We start from the raw sequence: 21936 nt of genomic DNA, 5'->3' as shown, positions 1-21936 counted from the left end.
AGACAGGCTCAGAAACAAAAAAGGCCTCTTTTAAAAAGAGGCCTTTTTATTACGCACTATTTACAGCAAAAACGCTTAAGCAATACGCTCAAAACGCAATCCCGCATGTGCCGTTAAACGCGAAATCAAACGCTCACCAAACAAACTCGCCGGTGTCCAAAAACCACCCTCAAACTCTGTTTTTGGCGTATCAAAAGCCAGACACATTGCCGCTTGAGCCAGCATTTTGCCGGTCGAACCATAGCCTGGATCACGATCACCAAAGACCTTCACCGACAATGATTTACCTGATGCCGTGCGGCCAATAAAGCGCAAATCATAGAAGCCATTTTCTTGTTCATCAGGGCTTGGGCCCTCGCCTGGCGAAGGCAGAACTTTGCCTAATAGCGCACGCGTGGGCGAAAATGCAGAGCCGATCATCACACCGGCAATACCTGCCGCAACAACACCTGCTGTGATTGCGCCTTTAGCGCCTACGCCGGTGCACATGGCCTCGTCGTAGGTAAAACCCTCACCCCAAGGATGGCCTTGCAAGGCGTGGCTGCGATGCACCACACGCGTGTTCACGGTGGCCATCACGAAAGGTCCAACCCAACGCTTAAAGTCGGCATCGAACTGCACACCTTGCACATTAGGTTGGCGCACGCGCTTATAGTCGTCAGCTGGGCAAATAGCATAGGGATCGGTCATTTCACGACGCACAGCAGGGTCAGCCTTGGCCTCTTTCACTGCATTCATCAAACTCGCCACCGTGCCGCCAGAAGCACCACCGCGTATTTTCCAGACGCGCATTTTCACCGAATTACAGGGCTCACCCAAGCTGCTTTGTGCCTCTTGCTGCAAAAAGTGCACGCCAAGATCTGATGGTATTGAGTCGAAACCACAACAATGCACAATGCGCGCACCGCTAACTTTCGCCGCCTCGCCATAACGCTTGATCATGCGGCTAGCCCACTGAATTTCGCCCGTCAGGTCGCAATAATCCGTGCCCGTTTCAACACAGGCCCGCACCAATGGTTCGCCATAAAGCGCGTATGGGCCAACAGTCGAAATAATCACTTTAGTTTGCGCACATAAGGCTTGTAGCGAGGCTTCATCACTAGCATCGGCGATTAGCAGAGGTACATCGACACCTAGCTCGCCACTAAGCTCATCGAGCTTAGTTTGCGAGCGTGCAGCCATGGCCCAGCGCAAGGTGCCCGCAGGCTGATTGGCCAAATAACGGCTGAGAATTTTGCCGACAAAACTGGTGGCGCCAAATACGATCACATCATAAGGTTTCGTCATTGCAGTCTCCGTTTTGCCTGCATCAGGCAGTTAAATTAAGGCTGGTGGAGTCGGTCGGCTCACCAATAGCTTATCGATGCGCATACCGTCCATATCGACAACCTCTAAGCGCAGACCTTGCCAGGTCAATACATCGCCGGTTTGCGGAATACCGCCGACTTCAAATAAAACTAAGCCCGCCAGCGTTTGAAAATCGCGGCTAGCTTCAAGCTCTTCGGCCTCAAGCGGGAATAAATCGCGAAAGCGTTCGATAGACAAGGCGCCATCTAACAACCATGTGCCATCTTCGCGCGTCACTACATCTGGGTCACGTGAGCTCGCCTCAGATGGCAACTCACCAACCATCGCTTCCAAGACATCGGTCAGCGTGACTAGGCCTTGAATATCACCATACTCATCGACCACCAGCGCCATGTGCTGGCGACGTTTACGCAGCAGCTCCAGCAAAGCCATTGGCGTCATGCCCACGGGCGCGAAAATACCAGGCTTGGCCAGTAGCTCAATATCCCAGCCGCCGCCCTGCAGGTTGTGCTGCAGCAGCTGTGGCAACGACACTACGCCAATATAGTTGCCACGGCCATCGCGACACACCGGCAAATGGTTATACGGTGTTTGCGCGATTAAGGCTTTTTGCTCTTCCAAGCTATCAGCCAGATCAAGCCAGGTGATATCTGGGCGCGGCGTCATGATTAAGCCGAGATTCCAGTCATCCATGCGGAAAACATTGGCGACTAGCTCACGCTCGCTATGATCGAAAATGCCCGCCTGCGCACCCTCAGCCATCAAGACCTTAATTTCCTCTTCTGTCACCGGCGGATCATCGACACGCTTTACGCGCAGCAAATCCAGTACCAGCTCGGTCGACCAGCTTAAAAAACGCACGGCCGGATGCGTGATAAACAACACGCCACGCATGAATGGCCCAATGATTCGCGCAATACGTTCAGGCGACTGCATAGCCAAGCGCTTCGGTACTAACTCACCGATGATCAAAGAAAAGTATGTGATGGAAATGACCATACATGCCGTTGCTAAGACACTGGCGTAAGGCGCGATCAGCGGCATACCTTCAAAGATTGGCCGCAGCCGATCAGAAATAGCGCTCTCGCCAAAGGCACCGCTCATGACACCGATTAGCGTGATGCCAATCTGCACGGTGGAGAGGAAAAATGTGGGTTGCTCGGCCAGTTTCAGCGCGGCCTGTGCGCCTTTATCGCCAGCTTCAGCCATGTGTTGCAGGCGGATGCGACGGGAAGACACAATCGAAATTTCGGAAAGTGCAAAAACACCATTAAAGGTGATTAACAACAGAATCAGCAGTATGTCCATAAATGGCGGCGGGTAGTGACCGGTAGCGTGGATACGCCGCAGGCCGCATCATAACGCGGCACTACGATTTTCTCCTAGTACGGGGCGATCAATCGCTGGCCTTACGCCAACGCACACCCTCCCGACTAAACTCTACCGCCACACCCATACCGCTGAGCTGCTCGCGTAATTCATCAGAGCGTTGAAAGTTTTTCGCCGCCCGCACCTCAGTGATTTCCGCCACCAAGGCTTCAACTTCAGCCACAAATGCTGCATCGCCGGCACCCGCCTGGCGGAAGGCTTCAGGCTCATATTGCAACAAGCCAAGGATGCCGCCCAAACGCTTGAGCAAGTTGGCAAACTCGCTTGCCGCCGCACGATCGCCAGCTTTATCGCAGCGGTTAGCTTCGCGAACTAGCTCATACAACACCGCCAATGCTTCTGGCGTATTGAAATCATCGTTCATGGCGCTGCTGAAGCGTGCTTCGAACTCAGCCGCTGTCGCTGGCTCGCCCTGCGTGGCATCGACAAAAGCCCCTAGCGTGGCGTAGAAGCGCTCTAATGCCTGTTTAGATTGATCCAACGCCGCATCAGAGTAATTTAGCGGGCTGCGGTAATGACTAGCGGCAATAAAGTAGCGCAGCACTTCCGGGTGATAGTCTTTTAAGACTTCGCGGATGGTGAAGAAGTTGTTTAAGGACTTCGACATTTTCTCCGCATTTACTTGCACAAAGCCCACGTGCATCCACGCATTCACATAGGTCTCACCAGTGGCGGCTTCAGATTGTGCAATCTCATTTTCATGATGTGGAAACAGTAAATCGCCGCCGCCTCCATGAATGTCAAAACCCGAACCTAAGCAGCAAGTCGACATCGCTGAACATTCGATATGCCAGCCCGGACGGCCCTCGCCCCAAGGCGAACGCCATGATGGCTCGCCTGGCTTAACTGCTTTCCACAAAACAAAATCCATTGGGTCAGATTTCAGCTCGTCGACCTCAACGCGGGCACCAGCCTGCAAATCATCGAGCTTTTTGTTCGACAAGCGGCCATAGCGCGGGAAGCTCGAGACATCGAAATAGACATCGCCATTTTTTGCCGGATAGGCGTGGCCCTTATCGACCAGCTTGGTGATCATGTTCAAGATGTCATCGACATGATCGGTGGCTTTCGGCTCTAGCGTCGGCGCCAGTGTGCCGAGTGCGGCAGCGTCATCGTCCATCGCGGCGATAAAGCGAGCGGTGAGCGCATCTATGCCCTCGCCGTTTTCTTGCGCGCGACGAATGATTTTGTCGTCGATGTCGGTGATATTGCGCACATAAGTGACTTTAAAGCCCAAGTGACGCAACCAGCGCGTGATGATGTCAAACGACACCATGACCCGCGCATGACCGATATGGCAGTAGTCATACACCGTCATGCCGCAAACATAGAGGCTGACTTCGCCCGGCGTGCGTGGCACAAACGGCTGCTTACGGCGCAGCTCAGAGTTGTGCAGAACGAGGTTGGTGGCGGCTGGCAATAGACTCACTTGGCTTTACCCCAGGTGTCGCGCAGGCTCACGGTGCGGTTAAACACCAAATGCTCAGCACTGGCATCGCGATTGTCTAAGCAGAAATAGCCTTCACGCTCAAACTGATGTGCCTGCTCTGGCTCCGCACTCGCCAATGATGGCTCAACGCGGGCATCGGCGTAGACCACCAGCGACTCTGGGTTCATCAGCTCGCGATAATCGACTTCGCTACGATCCGGCATGGCATCAATAAACAGACGGTCATAGACGCGCACTTCTGCCGGCAGCGAATGGCTGGCCGAGACCCAGTGCACTACACCTTTGACTTTGCGGTCAGTCGGATTCACACCTAATGTGGCGAGATCGACCGAGCATTTGAGCTCAACCACCACGCCATCGGCATCCTTCACTACGTCATCACAACGAATGATGTAGGCATTGCGCAGACGCACTTCACCGCCGGGAATTAGACGCTTAAAGCCTTTCGGCGGCACTTCTTCAAAATCGCTGCGATCGAGAAAAATCTCGTGAGTGAACGGAATCTCGCGTTCGCCCATGTCGACATTGGGGTGGCGGCTAGCACGCAAAATCTCCAGATGATCAGCTGGCAAATTGGTCAACGTCACTTTCAAGGGTTTGAGCACGGCCATCGCACGCGGTGCGCTGAGCTCTAGTTCGTCGCGCATGCAAAACTCGAGCATGGCCATATCCACCACGCCATCGCTTTTGCTAATGCCAACGCGCTCGCAGAAATTACGTAGCGCCGCCGGCGGGCAGCCGCGACGACGCAGGCCAGAAATCGTAGGCAGGCGCGGATCATCCCAGCCACCAACCAACTGCTCGTCAACCAATTGTTTGAGCTTACGCTTGCTGGTCACCGTGTAGTTCAGATTCAGGCGGGCGAACTCGATTTGCTGCGGATGTGGCAATTGCGGCAGTTTATTGAGCAGCCAGTCATACAGCGGGCGATGCGCCTCAAACTCCAAGGTGCAGAGCGAATGCGTAACACCTTCGAGCGCATCGGAAATAGGATGCGTAAAGTCGTACATCGGGTATATGCACCAGGTATCGCCAGTTTGGTGGTGATGCTGATGGCGGATGCGATAGAGAATTGGATCACGCAGATTGAAGTTACCCGATGCCATATCAATGCGCGCACGCAGAATATGAGCTCCGTCGGCAAACTCAGCTGCCTTCATGCGCCGGAACAGGTCCAAGCTCTCCGCGACAGGTCGATCACGATACGGCGAGTTAGTGCCTGCTTGCGTGAGCGTGCCACGGCCTTCGCGGATCTGCTCAGGTGTTTGCGAGTCGATGTAAGCATCGCCCTGCTCGATCAGCTGCTCAGCAAAGGCATAAAGCTGATCAAAGTAGCTCGAGGCATACTGAATATCGCCGGCCCATTGAAAACCAAGCCACTGCACATCACGCGAAATCGCATCGATATACTCTTGAGATTCCTTTTCGGGGTTGGTGTCGTCGAAGCGTAGGTTACAAACACCTCCAGCTTCCTGCGCAACACCAAAATTCAGACAAATCGACTTCGCATGACCAATATGTAGGTAGCCGTTGGGTTCTGGAGGAAATCGCGTGACCAATTGAGTGGTTTTACCGCTGGATAAGTCGTCGGATATACGGGTTCGGATAAAATCGCTGGCTTCTAGCATGGTCTGACTGGCAAAATTAAAGAAGGGAGTCTACCCCGCGGCTCATCAGCCACTCAACCAATAAGGCGCGTTTGCCGCCGCTAATCATTTGGAGCACTCGCATGAAGGTTGCGCTTAACACGAACTACGGCCGTATTGTCTTAGAACTCAATGCCGAAAAAGCCCCAAAAACTGTGGCTAATTTTGCTGAATACGTAAAAAGTGGTCACTACAACGGCACGATTTTCCATCGCGTCATCGACGGTTTCATGGTCCAAGGCGGTGGTTTCGATGACAAGATGAAGCAAAAGCCTACCAATGCACCGATTCAAAACGAAGCCGACAACGGCCTCACCAACGAGATCGGCACTGTCGCCATGGCACGCACCATGGATCCACACTCAGCGTCGGCACAGTTTTTCATCAACGTTGGTAACAACGGTTTCTTAAACCACAGCGGCAAAAACCCACAAGGTTGGGGCTACGCCGTGTTTGGTAAAGTTTCCGAAGGCATGGAAGTGGTTAATAAAATCAAAGGCGTGCCCACAGGCAATGCCGGTGGCCACCAAGACGTACCGCGCGATGGCGTGGTGATCGAGTCTGCTGAAATCATCGCTGAATAAGCCATGAGCCAAACACTGCTGGTCTCCGATGTGCACATCAGTGCCGACCTTACGCGCGTCAACGCAGGCTTTATGCATTTGCTTGATACGCTGCCGGCTAACTGCCATCGAGTCATCGTGCTTGGCGACTTATTTGAAGTGTGGGTAGGCGATGATTTTGCCTCGCCCACACTGAGCGCAATAGAGGTTGCCTTTAAGCGTCTTACCGCACGTGGCGTGGAGTTGTTATTTTGCCACGGCAACCGCGACTTCTTAATGGATGCTGGCCCTGCTGGCAGCGAAGCATTTAGCGCACGTGTCGGTGGCCGACTAATGGCTGAACACGAGGTCATCGACCTGCATGGCACGCCTGTGCTGCTCATGCACGGCGACCAACTCTGCTTAGATGACAGCGCTTACATGGCGTTTCGGGCGCAAGCGCGCAGCGAGGCATGGCAGCAAGGCATACTTTCGCAGCCGTTGGACCAGCGCATGCAATTAGCTGAGTTTTGGCGTATGCAAAGCCAAGCGGCCAACAGCAATAAGCCCGAAAACATCATGGATGTGAATGCAGATGAAGTCGTGCGCGTGCTCACGGAAGCAAATGTGCTGACACTTGTGCATGGCCATACGCACCGCCCGCAACAACATGCCCACTTACTAGCCGATGGCCGGGAAGCGACACGTTTTGTCTTAGGCGATTGGCGCGAAGCTGAAGGCCAAGCCGTGATTGCCTGGGCTAACGACAGTGGTATTCATTTAGAAGACTTTCGCTTTTAAACGCCTTTTGGCGGCCGCAAGTCCAACAAATTATGGACATCTTCAGCAGGGTCTTGCATCGGGAAAATATCGCCTTCGGGCTTACCCGCAGGCCCACGTGCTGTCTCTACAACTGCCAATACATCGATCGTGCATAGCGACTGAATCGCTTCATCTTGAATGCGTGCATTCACTTCTTTGACGATTTGATCGCGCACTACAGGATGTACTAATTTCATTTTATCCAGCACTTCGCTGGGTGGGTTCTCACCAACGAGTACAATGCTGACACTTTTGCTGGTGACCAAATGCGGCACCATACGCAGCAGCACTGGCTCATAAGTTTCAACATCAATATTAACCGTAATGGTGACATCGAGCGCATAGCGCAAACTCAAGCCGAAAATCTCAACATCAAGCTTTAGATTGCCCTGAATCGCTAGCAAAAAGCTGATTTCTGGCAACTTCTCAAGATCTGGGTCTACACGAATATCTTTTAATTCAAAAACATAGGAAACAACAAAAAGCTCAGCGGGCAGCTTGCGAATGGAGCCAGCCATGGTCGACTCCAACGCTGCCTCAATTTCGGTACCAATACGCCGTGCCGTGACCACTTGATGAATAAAATTGTGGCCGAATTCAGCGTAACTGATTTTTTTACCCATCTTCACCGTTTACGCCCCATTCATTCGTCATCCATAACCGCCATAGCGGCGATAAATCTAGCGCCAATAGCTCACGCGCCGCCTAAATCCAACATTGGTTTGCTCAACACTAACACGCTAAAAGCGGCCTCTGTGTGTAAACTTTGCAACTGCGCAACCGCACTCAGGCGCACAGGGTTAGCTTTCCATGCGTAAGGCGTCATCAACAACAAGTCATTGATAGCGGCTTGATCAAGGCTGATGTCGTAGCGCACTTCCTTCTGCAACACGACCTGAAAGTGCTCACTCGCGGCCTCAGCAAACTTGCTTGGCTCATGGTCATGAACTTGCTCAAACAAGGCTTGGCGATAGCTAAATAAATGCGCAGGCGCTGGCGTGACAACGACCACCTGCCCGCCCGGCCTCAGCAAACGTAGCATCTCCGCAAGCGGGACTGGCGCGAAAATACTGGTGATGGCATCGGCACTGGCATCGGCTAGCGGCACGGCGGCGACACTTGCCACCGCACAGCGCAGCGCCGGATACGTTTTCGCCGCCATGCGTATCGCCGGTTTAGCAATATCGAGCGCGATAACTTCACAGGCAACATCGTTTAATGCTGCGGTGTAATAGCCCTCACCACAGCCGAGATCAATTAGTGTTTGGCACGGCGTAATGACTTCAGTCAGGGCATCACGCAGCGGCTGATAAAATCCGCCATCTAAAAAGCGCCGCCGAGCCTGGAGACTTTCTATGGTATCGCCGGGCGATAGTGATTTTTTCTGCTGCACTGGCAGTAAATTGACATAGCCCTCACGCGCAATATCAAAGCAATGCCCAGCCTCACAACGATAACTTTTACTAGTCGGCGAAGTGCTTTCCAAACGCAGCTCATGAGTCGACTCAGTGACCTCTAACGGCTCAGAGTCTTGCTCGCCAATGGCAGCATCAGGCACTGTGTTCGCTGCCCTTATTGATGCTGCTGCGCAGAGCGGGCAGCGCCACGGCGTCATGCTTGTGCTCGCGTTTGAGATTGCACTTGAATTTGCGGCACGCCACTGTGAAAGCGCATCTCAACATCGGGCGTAGAAATCAATTCAGCCTCCACTTCGCGGAAAAATGCCACGCGCTCAGCGATAGGCTCACTGCTATAGCATTGCGCCAAGCCTAAATAATGAGTGAAATGCCGCGCCTCAGAGCGCAACAAAAAGGTATAGAAGCGCTTAAGCTCATCGTCGAGATACTCCGCTACTGCCGCAAAACGCTCGCAAGAGCGCGCTTCGACAAAAGCTCCAATAATCATTAGGTCGACCAAATGCGCAGGCTCGTAAGTGCGCACATGCTGGCGCATACCGTTGGCATAGCGGCTCGCTGACAATGGTCGATAGCTGATGCCACGCTTAGCCATGAGCTCGCGCACTTGCTCATAGTGCAGTAGCTCTTCGCGCGCCAATTGCGTCAGCTCGGTTTGTAACTGCTCGCGATCGTTGTAGCGAAACAGCATATTCAGCGCCGTGCTTGCGGCCTTTTTTTCACAATTAGCATGGTCTTGCAGCAGTGTCGGTAGATCGGCTACGGCAGCCTGCACCCAGGCATCGGTAGTGGCCGCGCCGAGAAAATCACGTACGGGCTGAAGAAAATCAGAACTCATGAGCTAGCTATCATCAAAATCAAGTGGCCTGCAGTATAGCGAAAGCGGCACTATCTTGGAGCACGGCAAATCATCGTCTATGCTTGGCGCCACTTTTATTTAGTAGCCGCAATATGAATACCCCACCGCTAGCGCCCCCAGATCTAGACTTCAAAGATCGTATATCGATGGTTGCATTAAAATGGCTGGCGAAGCTGCCCTTGCCAATGCTGCAACGCATAGGGCAGCTGATTGGCCAATTTGTCGCCGCCTTTCCGCACACCGGCGTTTACCGCACGGTCTTACGCAATCTCGAACGCGCGCATCCCAAGCAAAGCCGGCAATGGCACCAGCACACAACTAAAGCCAGTATTGTCAGCACTGCCATGACTGCGTTGGAGTTTGCCAAAACCTGGGGCATGCCACCGGAGTACAGCTATAAGCAAATCCGCGATGTGCATGGCCGCGAACTTTTTTTGGAGTCAATAAACTCCGGCGATGGCGTGATGTGCATCGTGCCGCACTGGGGCACATGGGAATTTATGAACGCTTGGGTCAATGAACACACGGCTCCAACCATCATGTACAAGCCGGGCAAACAGCCAGGGGTAGATGCTTTAGTTTGGGAGGCGCGCAGTCGCTTACGCGCTAATATTGTGCCCACTGACGACAGCGGTGTGCGCGCCACCTTTAAGGCGTTACGCAAAGGTGGTTTCACGGCGATTTTGCCGGACCACACACCTAACGATAATGGCGGGATCTTCGCGCCATTTTTCGGCACCTCAACTTGGACTGGCGTGATGGTGCCAAAGTTGATTCAGCGCACAAAATGCCGCGTTATTGTGATGGGCTGCATCCGCCGCAATGATGGCCATGGCTTTGACCTCTATATCTTGCCCGCCGACCCTGCCGTGCATGACGACGACCTTGCCAACGCGGCTGCAGCCATGAATCGTTCCATGGAAACCTTAGTCGCGATTGCTCCAGAGCAGTATCAGTGGACCTATAAGCGCTTTAAGAAAAATGAACATGTAGGTGATTTTTATCGCTCGTGAGCGATAAGCCTCAAGTCAAACGTCTTAGTCGGCTGACCAACGGTAAGGCTTGTTACTGACCACTTAGGTGGACTTAGTAGTCGCAACTATCTATCGATTTAGCAAGCACTTAGCCCTGCATAGTCAGGGCTTTTTTATGTGTTATCGCTAAGGCAATACGCGCTCATATAGCCAAAGCATCTATCAAATTTGAGTCACGCCAGCAGGCAAAGGCAAGCGGCTGATGCTTAAGCAGTGCTTTCTCTCGACGAATCTACAGGCGCCCATAGCACGATTTGTTTTTGGCCAAGTGCAAGCCTTCATGTAAGAGTCAGTGTGTCGCCACAGAGCAGGGAGCATCACATGACTGTTTTGACCGGGTTAAGCCTAGCAACACTGCTGCTGTTTAATATTTGGGCATTAATCGCGGAGCCGATTGAAGGCAAACGTTTTAACGAACCCACATAAGTAATAGGAGCCCGCATTAACCACCTAGCCATACCACTGATCATCCGACCAGTAACCGAAAACCCCCTTGTTACCACCAACTGACTCGCTATACTGTCCATATACACAGTATAGCGAGCACATATCATGAATAGCCTAGCCTCTGCCCTCACCCTAGTTTTACTAATGATTAGCGTCTGGGCGTTGATTATGAATAAACCCGACCTCGGACCTAATGCAGACTCGAGCAGCACAAAAAGCTAAGAGTCGCTCACACTCTTGCGTTAACCTTAGCCTTGTAGAGGACACTTGTGGCTTTTCAGCTGCTAGTCTGCTTCAAAATTGCTAAGGACCTATCGCATGAGCGCCGGAACTTTTTCTCATCTTTGTGCGCGTACACCCGCCCTGGATAACCCCGACTTAGCGTCATTGCGCGAGCAGATACGTTTTTATTTCGATAGCACTTTTACGCTGTATGAGCGCCTGTTCGACACGCTAGCTTGCGATGAGGCCTATTACCGCAAGTCCATTAGCCTGCGCCATCCGCTCATTTTCTACTTCGGCCATACCGCCACATTTTTCATTAATAAGTTTTTGTTGGCGCGGTTAATTGACACACGCGTTAATGCCCACTTTGAGTCGCTGTTTGCCGTTGGCGTCGATGAAATGAGTTGGGATGACTTAGACGACGCCCATTACAACTGGCCGACAGTTGCTGAAGTAGCTGAATATCGCCGCCAAGTTCGCAAAGCAGTGCTGCACGTCATCGACACCATGCCGCTCACCGGCCCTATCACTTGGGATCACCCGTGGTGGGCAATTATCATGGGCGTTGAACACGAACGAATTCACTTAGAAACCTCGTCGGTACTCATACGCCAACATGATTTGCATTTGGTACGCCCGCAAACGGCTTGGGCTCCTTGCCGTCAACACGGCGTCGCGCCGAACAACCGCTTATTAACCGTTAGCGCTGGCACTGTAGAGCTAGGCAAAACTCGAAGTGATCATTACTACGGTTGGGATAACGAATACGGTCATCATAAAGCGGCAGTCGAGGCGTTTGAGGCCAGCGAATTTTTAGTCAGCAACCAAGAGTATTTGGTCTTTGTAGAGGCGGACGGCTATCTCAACAAAGACTATTGGAGCGATGAAGGTTGGCATTGGCGCGAATTCAGCGGTGCCACACAAGCAACTTTCTGGCGTAAAGACTCACACGGCTATCGCCTACGCTTGATGACTGAAGAGGTTGCCATGCCGTGGGATTGGCCAGTTGAGGTCAACTGCTTAGAAGCTGAAGCATTTTGCCGATGGCTAAGCGCAAGTACTGGCCAGTGCATTAGCCTGCCGACCGAAGATCAATGGCATCGCTTAGCCGATGCTTGCGGGCGTAAAGAAACACCGGCGCGCACGGCGGCCAATGCCAATATTCATCTCGATCACTTCGCCTCTTCGTGCCCAATTAACCAGTTTGCTCACGGCGACTTTTACGATGTTTCGGGCAATGTTTGGCAGTGGACGCAAACCCCGACCTATCCTTTTCCTGGCTTCGATGTTCACGCCATTTACGACGACTTCACCACGCCTACCTTCGATGATCGCCACAACCTAATGATGGGTGGCTCATGGATATCCTGCGGCAATGAATCTCGCCGCAGCGCGCGCTACGCTTTCCGCCGCCACTTTTTCCAGCACGCCGGCTTTCGCTATGTGCAGAGCTCACAGGAGCCCACCGTGACCCCGCAATATTATGAAACCGACCGCCAACTCGCCGAATACGCCGAGTTTCATTACGGCGATACATTTTTCGGGGTCGATAACTTCCCTAAAGCATTAGCAGATATCGCCATTGAGGCCTGTGCTGGCCGCCCAATGCGCAGCGCACTAGATCTTGGCTGCGCCACTGGGCGCTCAAGCTTTGAGCTCGCCCGCGCCTTTGACCAGGTAAGCGGCATCGACTTCTCGGCCCGCTTTATCGATCTCGCTGCCAATCTCGCCACTAGCGGCAGCGTACGCTACACCTTGGTCGATGAAGGTGAATTGATCAGCTATAAAACTCGCACGCTAGATGAGTTAGGTCTGAGCGAGTCGGCAAATAAAGTCCGCTTTAGCCAAGGCGACGCCTGCAACTTAAAGCCTAATTTCACTGGCTATGACTTCATATTGGCAGCCAACTTGATCGACCGGCTTTATGACCCCGCACAGTTTATTGCGCAGGTGCATGAGCGCTTAAATATCGGCGGCGTGCTGATGATTACCTCGCCCTACACATGGCTCGCAGAACATACGCCGCGCGAAGATTGGCTAGGTGGTTTCAAGAAAGATGGCGAAACCTACACCACCTTCGATGCGCTGCATGATCATTTAAGCGCGCATTTTGAACCGCTGCGCGAGCCTATGGATGTGCCTTTTGTGATTCGCGAAACACGCCGGAAATTTCAGCACAGTGTCAGTGAGGCGAGCTTTTGGGTACGTGTGCGATGAGTTTCAATTTCGACGAAGAGTTAGATCGAAGCGGCACTGGCAGCGAAAAATACGATGCACGTAAACGGCTATTTGGTAGCGATGACATAACTCCGCTCTGGGTAGCCGACATGGATTTTGCCGCGCCAGCCTGCGTTAGCGAGGCCATCCAAAAGCGCGCCATGCACCCGATTTACGGCTACAGCATGGTGCCCGAGCACTTACTCAGTAATCTGCAGCGCTGGGTAGCCGAGCGCTACGACTGGCACCCAAACCAAGATGAAATACTGCTCTCGCCCGGCGTAGTGCCCGTGCTTTACGCTGCGGTGAATGCGCTCACGAAAGCTGGCGATGGCATCATCGTCATGCCTCCAGTATATCCACCGCTGTTTAAAGCCGTCAGCGATAATCAGCGCGAGCTCATTCTTAATCCTCTGCTCATCACGCATCGTGATCAAAGTCAGAGCGTCGATAAAGGCGCCGAATGCCTCAACGCACCCGCACAAACTTTGCATTACGAAATCGACTGGGATGGCCTTGAGCTGTGCGCGAAAAAAGCAAAAATGCTGCTGTTTTGCTCGCCGCACAACCCCGTTGGCCGTGTTTGGACACGCAGCGAATTAGCGCGACTACTCGATGTTGCCGAGCGCCACGACCTCATCATCATTTCCGATGAGATCCACGCCGACCTCACGTTTGTGCCACACACCGTACTTGCGACACTACCAGGTGCAAAAAAGCGTGTAATAACCGCAATGGCGCCAAGCAAAACCTTTAATATGCCTGGCCTTGGTCTGGCTTGGTTAGTGGCACCAGAAATCGCTCAGCGAGAAGCCATTAAGGCGCAATACGCCAAGCTCGCCATCCATGTGAATAACCCTTTGTCGATGGTAGCCACCGAAGCCGCCTACGGGCATGGCCACGACTGGCTCGCCGCCTTGCTTAACTATGTCAAAATCACTCACGATGAAGTCGTAGCGCGACTCGCCGAGCACCCACAGGCACCTCAGGGCATTGCTGCAGAAGGTACCTACTTACTGTGGTTAGATTGCCGCCACACAGGCCTAGATGATCAAGCACTACAGAGGCACTTTGTCGAAAAAGCCAAGCTGGGCTTAAGCGCCGGCGTATTTTTTGGCGAGGCTGGTCGCGGCTTTATGCGAGTAAATTTGGCCGCACCTCGGCGCATAGTTTCAGAAGCCATCGAGCGCCTAATCGAGAGCTTTACTCAACCTAGCTGAGCCGCATTATCTAGGTTGAATGATAGCTCTTGCAGCAACTCGCGCACCTCATCATTCAGGCCGTTTAAGTCCCAACATTGCTCAATACGTTTCGACAACTCACTAATCTCGGTGAAGCCAACAAAGCCGGCCTCACCAGCAAGCTTATGTATCAGAAACTTTAAGTCATCTTGCCAATCGCCTTCGCTATTATCGATAAGCGCACTATAGGCGTCGCGGAATGCCGGCACGCGCTCTTCAAAGAAGCGGGAACGAAAGCGCCCCATAATCTCTTGCCACTCATCGCCGGCTTCCAGCTCTTGCGCTGAAATAACAGTAGCGGCACTCCCTGTAAGTACCTGAGTGGATGTTACTACTAGGCTTTTTGCGGCCACTCTTTTCACGATAGCGACTAAATCATCGACCACAAAAGGCTTGGTAACAAAGTCATTCATACCGGCATCAAGCGCAAGCTGCTTTTGCGTACTCAGAGCGCCTGCGGTTAAAGCAATAATAGGTAGCTCACAAATACTTAATTTCTCGCGAATGATGCGTGTCGCCGTAAAACCATCCATTACGGGCATTTGAATATCCATTAAAACAATATCAAAATCACTAGCCCGCTGCTCAAGTAAATCAACAGCCATCTGGCCATTGTTCACTGTAGTCACTAATGCACTCTCATTACGTAGAATATGCTCAGCCACTTCTAAGTTAAGCTGGCTATCATCTGCCAATAAAATACGAATACCAGACAGCTTCTCGCCTAAATGAGTCAGCCCAAGCTCTGGATGAGCACGGTAATTAAGTACATTTAAAACTGCATTTTGCAAAGCAGAGCAAGTAATAGGTTTAATAATAATTGAATCAACCTTTTCACTAGCATCATGCATATGCAGAGTATCAGTGGATTGCGGCTTCACAGTTACCAAAGTAACAGGCGGGTTTACATTTTTTGCAAGTTTTAGCATTTTTGTTAAAGCATTTAAACCATTATCATCTGGCAGTTGCCAGTCGGCTAAAACAATATCGTAATTAGCATTATCTTGAACGGCCTGCAGCATAGCGGCTGCACTTGTAACAACATCAGCTTGCCAGCCTAAACTGGCTGCCATTTTTGTAAAGTTCTCGCCGCTACGCTCATCACAGCCAAAAAGTGCTCTTAAACTCAAGTCTTTATTTTTCGTAAACATGCTCTCAGTGTCAAGGAGGAATGGCACAGTCAAAATAAACTCACTGCCGCCTCCCTCAATACTGGAAACAGAGATATTTCCTCCCATTAGCATGGCCAAACTTTGACTAATAGTTAGTCCCAGGCCAGTACCTCCGAATCGACGAGTAATTGTAGTATCACCTTGACTAAAGGAGTTAAAAATGTTTTCAAGTTTATCAGAACTAATACCTATTCCAGTATCTTTGATTATGAACTTTAAAACTACAGAGTTATCTACAGTGCTTTTCGACACCACATCAATCGCAACAGAAACTTCACCTAAGTAAGTAAATTTGAGAGCATTGCTAACCAGATTTCTTAAAATTTGAGTTAGGCGAACCATATCTCCAATTAAATATCTCGTGTTGTTTGGTGGCGAATCTATAATCAGGTCGATTGACTTATCTGAAACCGAGCCAGACATTAAGCTCGCCAATTGATCAATCACCTCGCATAAATCAAAAGGTGACTCATCTAATGATAAATGGCCGGCCTCAATTTTAGAGAAGTCTAAAATATCATCAATAATACCCAGCAGTGATTGACTCGCGCTTTGAATTTTTTGCACCATGCTTAAAGCTGCAGGAGACATTGTTTGGCGCTCAAGTAAATAGCCAAAGCCTAAAATTCCGTTCATTGGCGTTCTTATTTCATGGCTCATATTAGCAAGAAATTCACTTTTTGCTTGATTAGCATCCTCAGCGGCTAACTTTGCATCACGCAGGTTAATATCAAGTAGATGGCGTGCAGTCACGTCTGTACGCATAGACACATAGCGCTCGACCTTACCATCAGTACCAATAAATGGCGCTATAACTGTATCTACCCAATATAAATCACCACTCTTAGAACGATTGCACACTTCTCCATGCCATGCGTGACCTTGCGCTATGTTACGCCAAACATCTTGCCAAAACTTTCTATCATGTTCTCCAGAGTTAATTATCTTATGCGTATTACCAATTAACTCTTCACGTAAATAACCGCTAATTCCACAAAAATTATCGTTAACCTCAATAATTACACCCTTAGAGTCTGTAACTGAATATAAAAGCTGTTGATTTAAAGTGCTTAGCAAAACTTCGTTTTCACGTAAAACCTGCTCTAATCTATGCTGACTATCTTTAAAGTCCGTTATATCATGACCAATAACATAAAATCCTTTTTGTTCACCGTCGACAAAGTCCGGAATATAGTTGACTGATGATGCAATAGATCGACCATTAGGGTCTTTGAAACGTGACTCAAATGATTGAGCTTCACCTTGTAACACACCGATTATATAATGCTCATTTTTTTTATATAGCTCATCACCAATAACTTTATGCATTTGCATGCCAGTCATTACCTCTGGATCATGGCCGAACCATGCTAGATAAGACCTATTAGCCATGCGATTGCGCAAATCACAATCCCAATATCCTATTATAGATGGAACCGCATCAAAAACTGTTTGCAAGTCACGCCTTGCTCGATCCAACTCATGAGTTCTTTGATTAAGTGCATAAGCTTGTCGACGAATATATAAAAGTGAAATATATAGCAGCAGTGTCGCTAGTATTCCAACTGTAAAAACTCGTACGCCAGAACTAATCGGAGATGCAAGACCTAAACGTTTAACAAATAATTCTGTCGCATTTAACTCAATTCGCCACTGCCTGCCATAAACATTAACATCCATAACCTGATATAAATCGTCAGCCACCTTGTCATCAGCAGATTCATTTGTATAAAAATACTTAGCATCTTTATTCCTAGATATATCAGATAACCTAACAATAAACTCACCGCTGCTCATAACATAACCAGACAAAACCTCATCTATCAAAAGTGGCAAATAGGTAAGCCCAATAATATCTAATGGCTTTTTACTCGAGCGAATTGGCATAACGAGCAAAAAACCCATATTAGGTTTGTCTTTTGCTTGCTGCAGAGTGATTGGTGGCGTTAGCGCAGGCTTATTAGTTTCAATTGCAGTTCTAATTGCTTCGTATCTGCGATATTCCGATGCTATATCTAAGCCAATCGCTTTCTCATTACCTTCTAGCGGTTCTAACCTCTCAATAATCCATTTATCATCATCATGCTCAGATATTTGATTTATTTCATACTCAGTGTCCCACTCCTGGGTAAAGCTTGAAATGAAGTTTTTCTCACTTTCTTTTGGAACTCTCCTGACAAATCCAAACCCATGCGCTCCAGGAAATGTGCGATGCATATCTAGCTCTTGCACATAGCCTTGAAACTCTCTTCGATTATAAATATTACCACCAGAGGCATGCATGGCGCCGCGAAACCCAATGAGACCTCGCTCGTAAATCTCTAAACGTTCTTTCAGCAAGGTTTTAAACTGCTGCGATGAGTCGGTTAAGCGCGACTGACTAAGCTCGATGTTTGACTCTAAAACTTTCTGACCGGTCATTACTGCTAGTAAAAAGCTGATGAGCAACAACAGCGTTGCGGAGAGCAACGGGTTGACCTTGGCAAGCGACAACGCTATGTGATTCCGACCTGTCAGAAACTGAATCATAATTACACCAACGGTGGCTTTAAACTCGAATGAGCATATCTAACCGAGAATGGCTGTAAGCATGCTGCGCTTGCAACTACCAAGTTGTAAGCGCAGCAAATAATTTCGTTTTATTCGGTTAACTTTTGTCTAACTATTTCTCACGTTACACCATTTGCCGAAATTTTCGCCAATCCCCTATCAGATGTGTTGTCAGAAACCTCCACCTTGGGTATCATGCGCGCCACATTAGACGCTTAGCTCAGTTGGTTAGAGCACTACCTTGACATGGTAGGGGTCAGCAGTTCGAGTCTGCTAGTGTCTACCAAATACCGAAACCCGCTAAGCCTTGCGCCTAGCGGGTTTTGTGCTTTCTGGGGTTTGAAAAATCTGCAGGCCACGCAGCCTTAAAAGCCATCTGGACCAAATCTGGACCAGATCTTGACCATTATTTCTGATTATCTTGAGGGAGTTGATCAACTTCCTCAACTTCGTTGGTCAGAAGATGACCAACTTTGACCCCTACCCTAAAATGTCTGTTCTGCAGCTAAAGCGCGTGAAAATCATTCAGCTTCTTTTTGAGGTGCACTTGAGTCGAACTCGAGTAGATCTTTAACTTCGCACGCAAATAGACGGCAAAGCTTATCTAGCGCATCCATATCCAGTCGTTGCACTTCATCTTTGTACATCAGCGTCAGCATTGTGCGTTTGATGCCTGTCTCTCGCATCACATCAGCAATGTTCATTTTACGCTCGCCCATTAAGCGCCCTAGATGACAACGAATCATAGATAAATCCAAATAATTACACTTAGGATGAAAAAAATACTTGCAGAGTCTAATTGGTTCAGTTAAATTCAACTTAGAGTGAAATTTTGCTAAATCAATAGCACTTTCTCCACTCAGTTGATGATCAACCAGAGGGTACAGATATGCAAGACCTAACGTTTTTGACCACCGAAGAGCTAGCGAAAAAAATCCGCTACTCAGCGCGCTACATTCGTCGCCATCTTGTGGATTACAAGCTACATGAAGGCGTGCATTACACACGCCCTTTTGGCGGAAAAAAAATGCTGTTTATTTGGGAGCGCATTCAAGAAGAGATGAATGTAGACCAAATGAGCATTCCTCTCGCATCAGGAGGAATCTGCCATGGGTAACATTCGCGTGCAGCCAAGCGGCAAGCTGTATTTTGATTTCCGCTACCTTGGGAAGCGTTGCCGCGAGGTGACTGCTCTGCCAAACACAGCTCCTAATCGCAAACGATTAGAAGCTGTCATGGGAAAGATCGAAATCGAAATTGGTAATGGCCGCTTTGATTACGCCGCCTACTTTCCAACGAGTTCGTTTCTGAAAACAATTCTGCTAGAGCAGAAGCGTTCTGATCAGGGCCGCCTTGGAGAAGAGCTTCCAACATTCGAGCGCATGGTTAGATCTTGGCTTGCCGAGCATGAGGTCGAATGGCGTGCTAATTATCGAAATACGATTTTTAGCCTTTTCGAAAAGCACATCATCCCTTTCCTGGGTGGCCTGCCAGTTGATGCCATCACTCGTGATGACCTCGTGGATTTTCGTAACTCGCGAGTGCGGTATCGCACCCCAGGCGGGATTGCGCTTCAAACCGGCTCGATCAACCGCATGATGACGCTAGTCAAAGCGGTGATTGAGGAAGCTTGTGCTCGCTACAAGATTCCAAACCCTTACGAGCGCATCAAGAAGCTCAAAGAAGAGAAGCGGCACATCACACCATTCACGCTCGATGAGGTGAGTCGCATCCTTGAGGATGTACGAGCGGACTTCCGAGACTACTTGATCATCAAGTTCTTTACCGGCATGCGAACGGGTGAAGTCCATGGGCTACGCTGGAAGTGTGTCGACTTTGACCGGGGCTTCATTGCCGTTCGTGAGACACACGGAAAGTCCGGGTTTGAATACACCAAAAACGACCCATCACAGCGTGACATCCGCATGTCCAGCAAAGTGCGTGAAGCTCTACAACGACAATTTAAGATCACCGGCCATTACGGGCGTGACGGCTTAGTGTTCTGTAATAGAAACGGCCTACCAGTCGATGATAAGAACTTCTGCAATCGGATCTGGAAGCCGATGCTAGAAGACCTAGTCATCCCCTACCGTCGGCCTTACGACACACGCCATACCGCTGCCACGCTGATGCTCGCCTCCGGTGAATCACCAGAATGGATTGCTAATCAGCTCGGTCATAGCAACACCAAGATGCTGTTCTCCGTATACAGCAACTTCGTCCCTAATCTCACACGCAACGACGGCAGTGCGATGGATCGACTCATCACCACATCCGTATCTAATCTCTAAGGTGCCCACTATGAACGTGATCAACCTCGATGCAGTTCGTCTGCAACATCGCAAAGAGTGCAGTAATCGCATTGTGCTTCGAATGGCACAGGCACTGCTAAACACCTACTCAGTGAGCCCATTGTTGGATCTTGCTGCTGTGCTTGGTTACGAGCAATCACTCACCAATCAAGAAGCACTGACTCGATACATCAAAGAGCAAATGCGCATGGTTGATGAGCCATTAGCCTCAGCTGTTTTCAACATCATGTGCGATCGCTTCCAGTACATGCTCAGCCGGCTTCCCTCGCATCAGCATGGAGGGCTTTGATCATGCTAATTAATACCTCCCAGCTTCACGATCACGTCGGTGACTCGATCTCCATTCAGGGACGATTAGTCGGTCTTGAGCAATGCTTGGCGAAGAATGGGCATAGCTACTTTAGGCTCAAGCTTGTCGATAGCGCAGGAGCCATTAAAGCCTATGTATGGCCTGAAGCATCGCTCTATGATTTCATTGAAACCATCAATGTAAGCGAACAGCATTTAGTTGAGCTAAATGGCCGAGTAACCCACTTGAATGGGTGTCATTTTTTGAAGCTCAGCGAGCTGTATGTCGTTTCAGCTAGCCATGTGCGCAATGGTGCTGCCCTGCTCCCTTTGCCATTGGTTCCTGTACGCGCTAGAGAGGCCTTGGACTGGCTTATTAACTTCATTGACGAGCTAAGCAATGAGCCACTTCGTGCCTTTCTGACCGGCATATTGATGGATCCAACCATTGGCCATCGATTCATCCGCTGCCGAGCCAGTGCTAGCTATCACAGTGCGTACCCTGGCGGATTACTTGTGCACTCCGTGCAGGTAGCTCAACTAGCAGGAAGTTGGGCGATAATGCTCGGTGAGTCTGAGTTATTTATTGCACTCACCCAGGTCGGAGCATTGCTACATGACCTAGGCAAAATCGATACGGTCGGCGAGAAAAATCCTCGCCCGATGAACCCCTCGTTGTACCAGCACGAAATACAGACCGTTCACCTCTTAGCACCACACATAAATCGGTTAATAGCGGATGCGCGTATTGAGGGTATGGTGATGTCACATTTGATAGGCCGATTTGCCTCTACCAAGCACTATAGAGAGCAGTCGATGATCGAAGAGCTTATTCGCTTTGCTGATCAGGCATCAGCTGGGTACCAGCAAAAGCAATCGCTTGAGCAGTTGATTAAGCTGCTCCCGCAACAATCTAGCAATGACGATGGCTTCTATAACCGCTTCTGTGTCTAGTCAGGCAACATTGTGTGACTAGCGCCTTCGCCTAAATTAGTGTCTATAGAAATAGGTCCGTATCA

The 21936-nt window shown here is 50.1% G+C and carries 17 protein-coding genes, 1 tRNA gene and 1 pseudogene; 10 read left to right on the top strand and 9 right to left on the bottom strand.

All coding sequences use genetic code 11. The annotated features are described in order from the left end of the window. Positions 1-75: 75 nt before the first annotated feature. The 4 genes and pseudogenes from AC3DKE_RS08390 to AC3DKE_RS08375 all read right to left on the bottom strand — a co-directional run. Positions 76-1287, bottom strand: coding sequence for a saccharopine dehydrogenase family protein (locus AC3DKE_RS08390; RefSeq protein WP_487990433.1), 1212 nt, complete (start codon positions 1285-1287; stop codon positions 76-78). A gap of 30 nt (positions 1288-1317) precedes the next feature. Then, positions 1318-2616, bottom strand: coding sequence for a hemolysin family protein (locus AC3DKE_RS08385; RefSeq protein WP_340674468.1), 1299 nt, complete (start codon positions 2614-2616; stop codon positions 1318-1320). Positions 2617-2704: 88 nt separating this feature from the next. Then, entirely contained in the window at positions 2705-4117 is a 1413-nt protein-coding gene (gene cysS, locus AC3DKE_RS08380; protein WP_411730260.1) for a cysteine--tRNA ligase, read from the bottom strand. Positions 4118-4122: 5 nt separating this feature from the next. Next, positions 4123-5760 (bottom strand): annotated as a pseudogene (locus tag AC3DKE_RS08375) (glutamine--tRNA ligase/YqeY domain fusion protein); the annotation flags it as partial. Positions 5761-5876: 116 nt separating this feature from the next. Between AC3DKE_RS08375 and AC3DKE_RS08370 the strand changes: the two are divergent. Together AC3DKE_RS08370 and AC3DKE_RS08365 are read left to right on the top strand one after the other, a co-directional pair. Beyond that, positions 5877-6377: a peptidylprolyl isomerase gene (locus tag AC3DKE_RS08370; RefSeq protein ID WP_340674469.1), complete on the top strand. Its 501-nt coding sequence runs from the start codon at positions 5877-5879 to the stop codon at positions 6375-6377. A 3-nt stretch (positions 6378-6380) separates the two neighbouring features. Then, complete coding sequence (locus AC3DKE_RS08365; protein WP_487990431.1) at positions 6381-7136, top strand: UDP-2,3-diacylglucosamine diphosphatase; 756 nt, start codon at positions 6381-6383, stop codon at positions 7134-7136. On the opposite strand, the gene AC3DKE_RS08360 is transcribed toward AC3DKE_RS08365, so the two are convergent. The 3 genes from AC3DKE_RS08360 to AC3DKE_RS08350 all read right to left on the bottom strand — a co-directional run bounded on the left by AC3DKE_RS08360 (position 7133) and on the right by AC3DKE_RS08350 (position 9410). Further along, positions 7133-7786 carry a hypothetical protein gene (locus AC3DKE_RS08360; protein ID WP_340674471.1) on the bottom strand — a complete coding sequence of 218 codons (654 nt, stop codon included), beginning with the start codon at positions 7784-7786 and terminating at the stop codon, positions 7133-7135. The genes AC3DKE_RS08365 and AC3DKE_RS08360 overlap by 4 nt on opposite strands. A 65-nt stretch (positions 7787-7851) precedes the next feature. Beyond that, on the bottom strand, positions 7852-8772 hold the full coding sequence (locus AC3DKE_RS08355; protein ID WP_411730251.1) for a putative RNA methyltransferase: 921 nt from the start codon (positions 8770-8772) through the stop codon (positions 7852-7854). Next, positions 8769-9410: a MiaE family protein gene (locus AC3DKE_RS08350; RefSeq protein ID WP_487990429.1), complete on the bottom strand. Its 642-nt coding sequence runs from the start codon at positions 9408-9410 to the stop codon at positions 8769-8771. The genes AC3DKE_RS08355 and AC3DKE_RS08350 overlap by 4 nt, the downstream gene beginning before the upstream one ends. Before the next feature lie 113 nt (positions 9411-9523). Here AC3DKE_RS08350 and AC3DKE_RS08345 point away from each other — a divergent pair, with 113 nt between their 5' ends. From AC3DKE_RS08345 to AC3DKE_RS08335, 3 genes are all read left to right on the top strand, one after another. Next, positions 9524-10444 (top strand): lysophospholipid acyltransferase family protein, encoded by a 921-nt coding sequence (locus AC3DKE_RS08345; protein ID WP_487990427.1) that lies wholly within the window; start codon positions 9524-9526, stop codon positions 10442-10444. 786 nt (positions 10445-11230) lie between these two features. Continuing rightward, a complete protein-coding gene (gene ovoA, locus AC3DKE_RS08340) occupies positions 11231-13354 on the top strand; it encodes a 5-histidylcysteine sulfoxide synthase (RefSeq protein WP_487990426.1) in 2124 nt (707 codons plus the stop codon). Beyond that, positions 13351-14574 (top strand): MalY/PatB family protein, encoded by a 1224-nt coding sequence (locus tag AC3DKE_RS08335; RefSeq protein ID WP_484216981.1) that lies wholly within the window; start codon positions 13351-13353, stop codon positions 14572-14574. Before ovoA ends, AC3DKE_RS08335 begins: the two co-directional genes overlap by 4 nt. Here the strand turns inward: AC3DKE_RS08335 and AC3DKE_RS08330 are convergent. Then, on the bottom strand, positions 14562-18296 hold the full coding sequence (locus AC3DKE_RS08330; protein ID WP_487990424.1) for a CHASE domain-containing protein: 3735 nt from the start codon (positions 18294-18296) through the stop codon (positions 14562-14564). The genes AC3DKE_RS08335 and AC3DKE_RS08330 overlap by 13 nt on opposite strands. Before the next feature lie 230 nt (positions 18297-18526). On the opposite strand from AC3DKE_RS08330, the gene AC3DKE_RS08325 reads away from it, so the two are divergent. Further along, positions 18527-18603 (top strand) — tRNA-Val (locus AC3DKE_RS08325). Positions 18604-18838: 235 nt separating this feature from the next. Here the strand turns inward: AC3DKE_RS08325 and AC3DKE_RS08320 are convergent. Then, a complete protein-coding gene (locus AC3DKE_RS08320) occupies positions 18839-19063 on the bottom strand; it encodes a helix-turn-helix domain-containing protein (protein WP_116208092.1) in 225 nt (74 codons plus the stop codon). Between the two features lie 143 nt (positions 19064-19206). Here AC3DKE_RS08320 and AC3DKE_RS08315 point away from each other — a divergent pair, with 143 nt between their 5' ends. The 4 genes from AC3DKE_RS08315 to AC3DKE_RS08300 are packed head-to-tail and all read left to right on the top strand — an operon-like array spanning position 19207 to position 21871. Next, positions 19207-19434, top strand: a complete 228-nt coding sequence (locus AC3DKE_RS08315) for a hypothetical protein (RefSeq protein ID WP_116208091.1) — start codon at positions 19207-19209, stop codon at positions 19432-19434. Continuing rightward, positions 19427-20608: an Arm DNA-binding domain-containing protein gene (locus tag AC3DKE_RS08310; protein ID WP_116208090.1), complete on the top strand. Its 1182-nt coding sequence runs from the start codon at positions 19427-19429 to the stop codon at positions 20606-20608. Before AC3DKE_RS08315 ends, AC3DKE_RS08310 begins: the two co-directional genes overlap by 8 nt. 10 nt (positions 20609-20618) lie before the next feature. Continuing rightward, the gene (locus AC3DKE_RS08305) at positions 20619-20918 is read left to right on the top strand and encodes a hypothetical protein (protein WP_411730257.1); all 300 of its coding nucleotides are present in this window, start codon (positions 20619-20621) and stop codon (positions 20916-20918) included. A gap of 2 nt (positions 20919-20920) precedes the next feature. Then, entirely contained in the window at positions 20921-21871 is a 951-nt protein-coding gene (locus AC3DKE_RS08300; RefSeq protein WP_487990422.1) for an HD domain-containing protein, read from the top strand. Positions 21872-21936 lie beyond the last annotated feature (65 nt).

Source organism: Paraperlucidibaca sp. (assembly GCF_982810325.1).
The sequence above is the reverse complement of the archived record's forward strand: the minus strand, read 5'-3'. Positions and strand labels throughout refer to the sequence as shown.

Excerpts from the sequence above, each read along its gene's own strand:
- AC3DKE_RS08320 (WP_116208092.1), bottom strand. The coding sequence starts at position 19,063 with ATGATTCGTTGTCATCTAGGGCGCTTAATGGGCGAGCGTAAAATGAAC.
- AC3DKE_RS08370 (WP_340674469.1), top strand. The coding sequence starts at position 5,877 with ATGAAGGTTGCGCTTAACACGAACTACGGCCGTATTGTCTTAGAACTC.
- AC3DKE_RS08390 (WP_487990433.1), bottom strand. The coding sequence starts at position 1,287 with ATGACGAAACCTTATGATGTGATCGTATTTGGCGCCACCAGTTTTGTC.
- AC3DKE_RS08350 (WP_487990429.1), bottom strand. The coding sequence starts at position 9,410 with ATGAGTTCTGATTTTCTTCAGCCCGTACGTGATTTTCTCGGCGCGGCC.
- AC3DKE_RS08345 (WP_487990427.1), top strand. The coding sequence starts at position 9,524 with ATGAATACCCCACCGCTAGCGCCCCCAGATCTAGACTTCAAAGATCGT.
- AC3DKE_RS08300 (WP_487990422.1), top strand. The coding sequence starts at position 20,921 with ATGCTAATTAATACCTCCCAGCTTCACGATCACGTCGGTGACTCGATC.
- AC3DKE_RS08330 (WP_487990424.1), bottom strand. The coding sequence starts at position 18,296 with ATGATTCAGTTTCTGACAGGTCGGAATCACATAGCGTTGTCGCTTGCC.
- AC3DKE_RS08385 (WP_340674468.1), bottom strand. The coding sequence starts at position 2,616 with ATGGACATACTGCTGATTCTGTTGTTAATCACCTTTAATGGTGTTTTT.
- AC3DKE_RS08355 (WP_411730251.1), bottom strand. The coding sequence starts at position 8,772 with ATGACGCCGTGGCGCTGCCCGCTCTGCGCAGCAGCATCAATAAGGGCA.
- AC3DKE_RS08305 (WP_411730257.1), top strand. The coding sequence starts at position 20,619 with ATGAACGTGATCAACCTCGATGCAGTTCGTCTGCAACATCGCAAAGAG.
- ovoA (WP_487990426.1), top strand. The coding sequence starts at position 11,231 with ATGAGCGCCGGAACTTTTTCTCATCTTTGTGCGCGTACACCCGCCCTG.
- AC3DKE_RS08315 (WP_116208091.1), top strand. The coding sequence starts at position 19,207 with ATGCAAGACCTAACGTTTTTGACCACCGAAGAGCTAGCGAAAAAAATC.
- AC3DKE_RS08335 (WP_484216981.1), top strand. The coding sequence starts at position 13,351 with ATGAGTTTCAATTTCGACGAAGAGTTAGATCGAAGCGGCACTGGCAGC.
- AC3DKE_RS08310 (WP_116208090.1), top strand. The coding sequence starts at position 19,427 with ATGGGTAACATTCGCGTGCAGCCAAGCGGCAAGCTGTATTTTGATTTC.
- AC3DKE_RS08365 (WP_487990431.1), top strand. The coding sequence starts at position 6,381 with ATGAGCCAAACACTGCTGGTCTCCGATGTGCACATCAGTGCCGACCTT.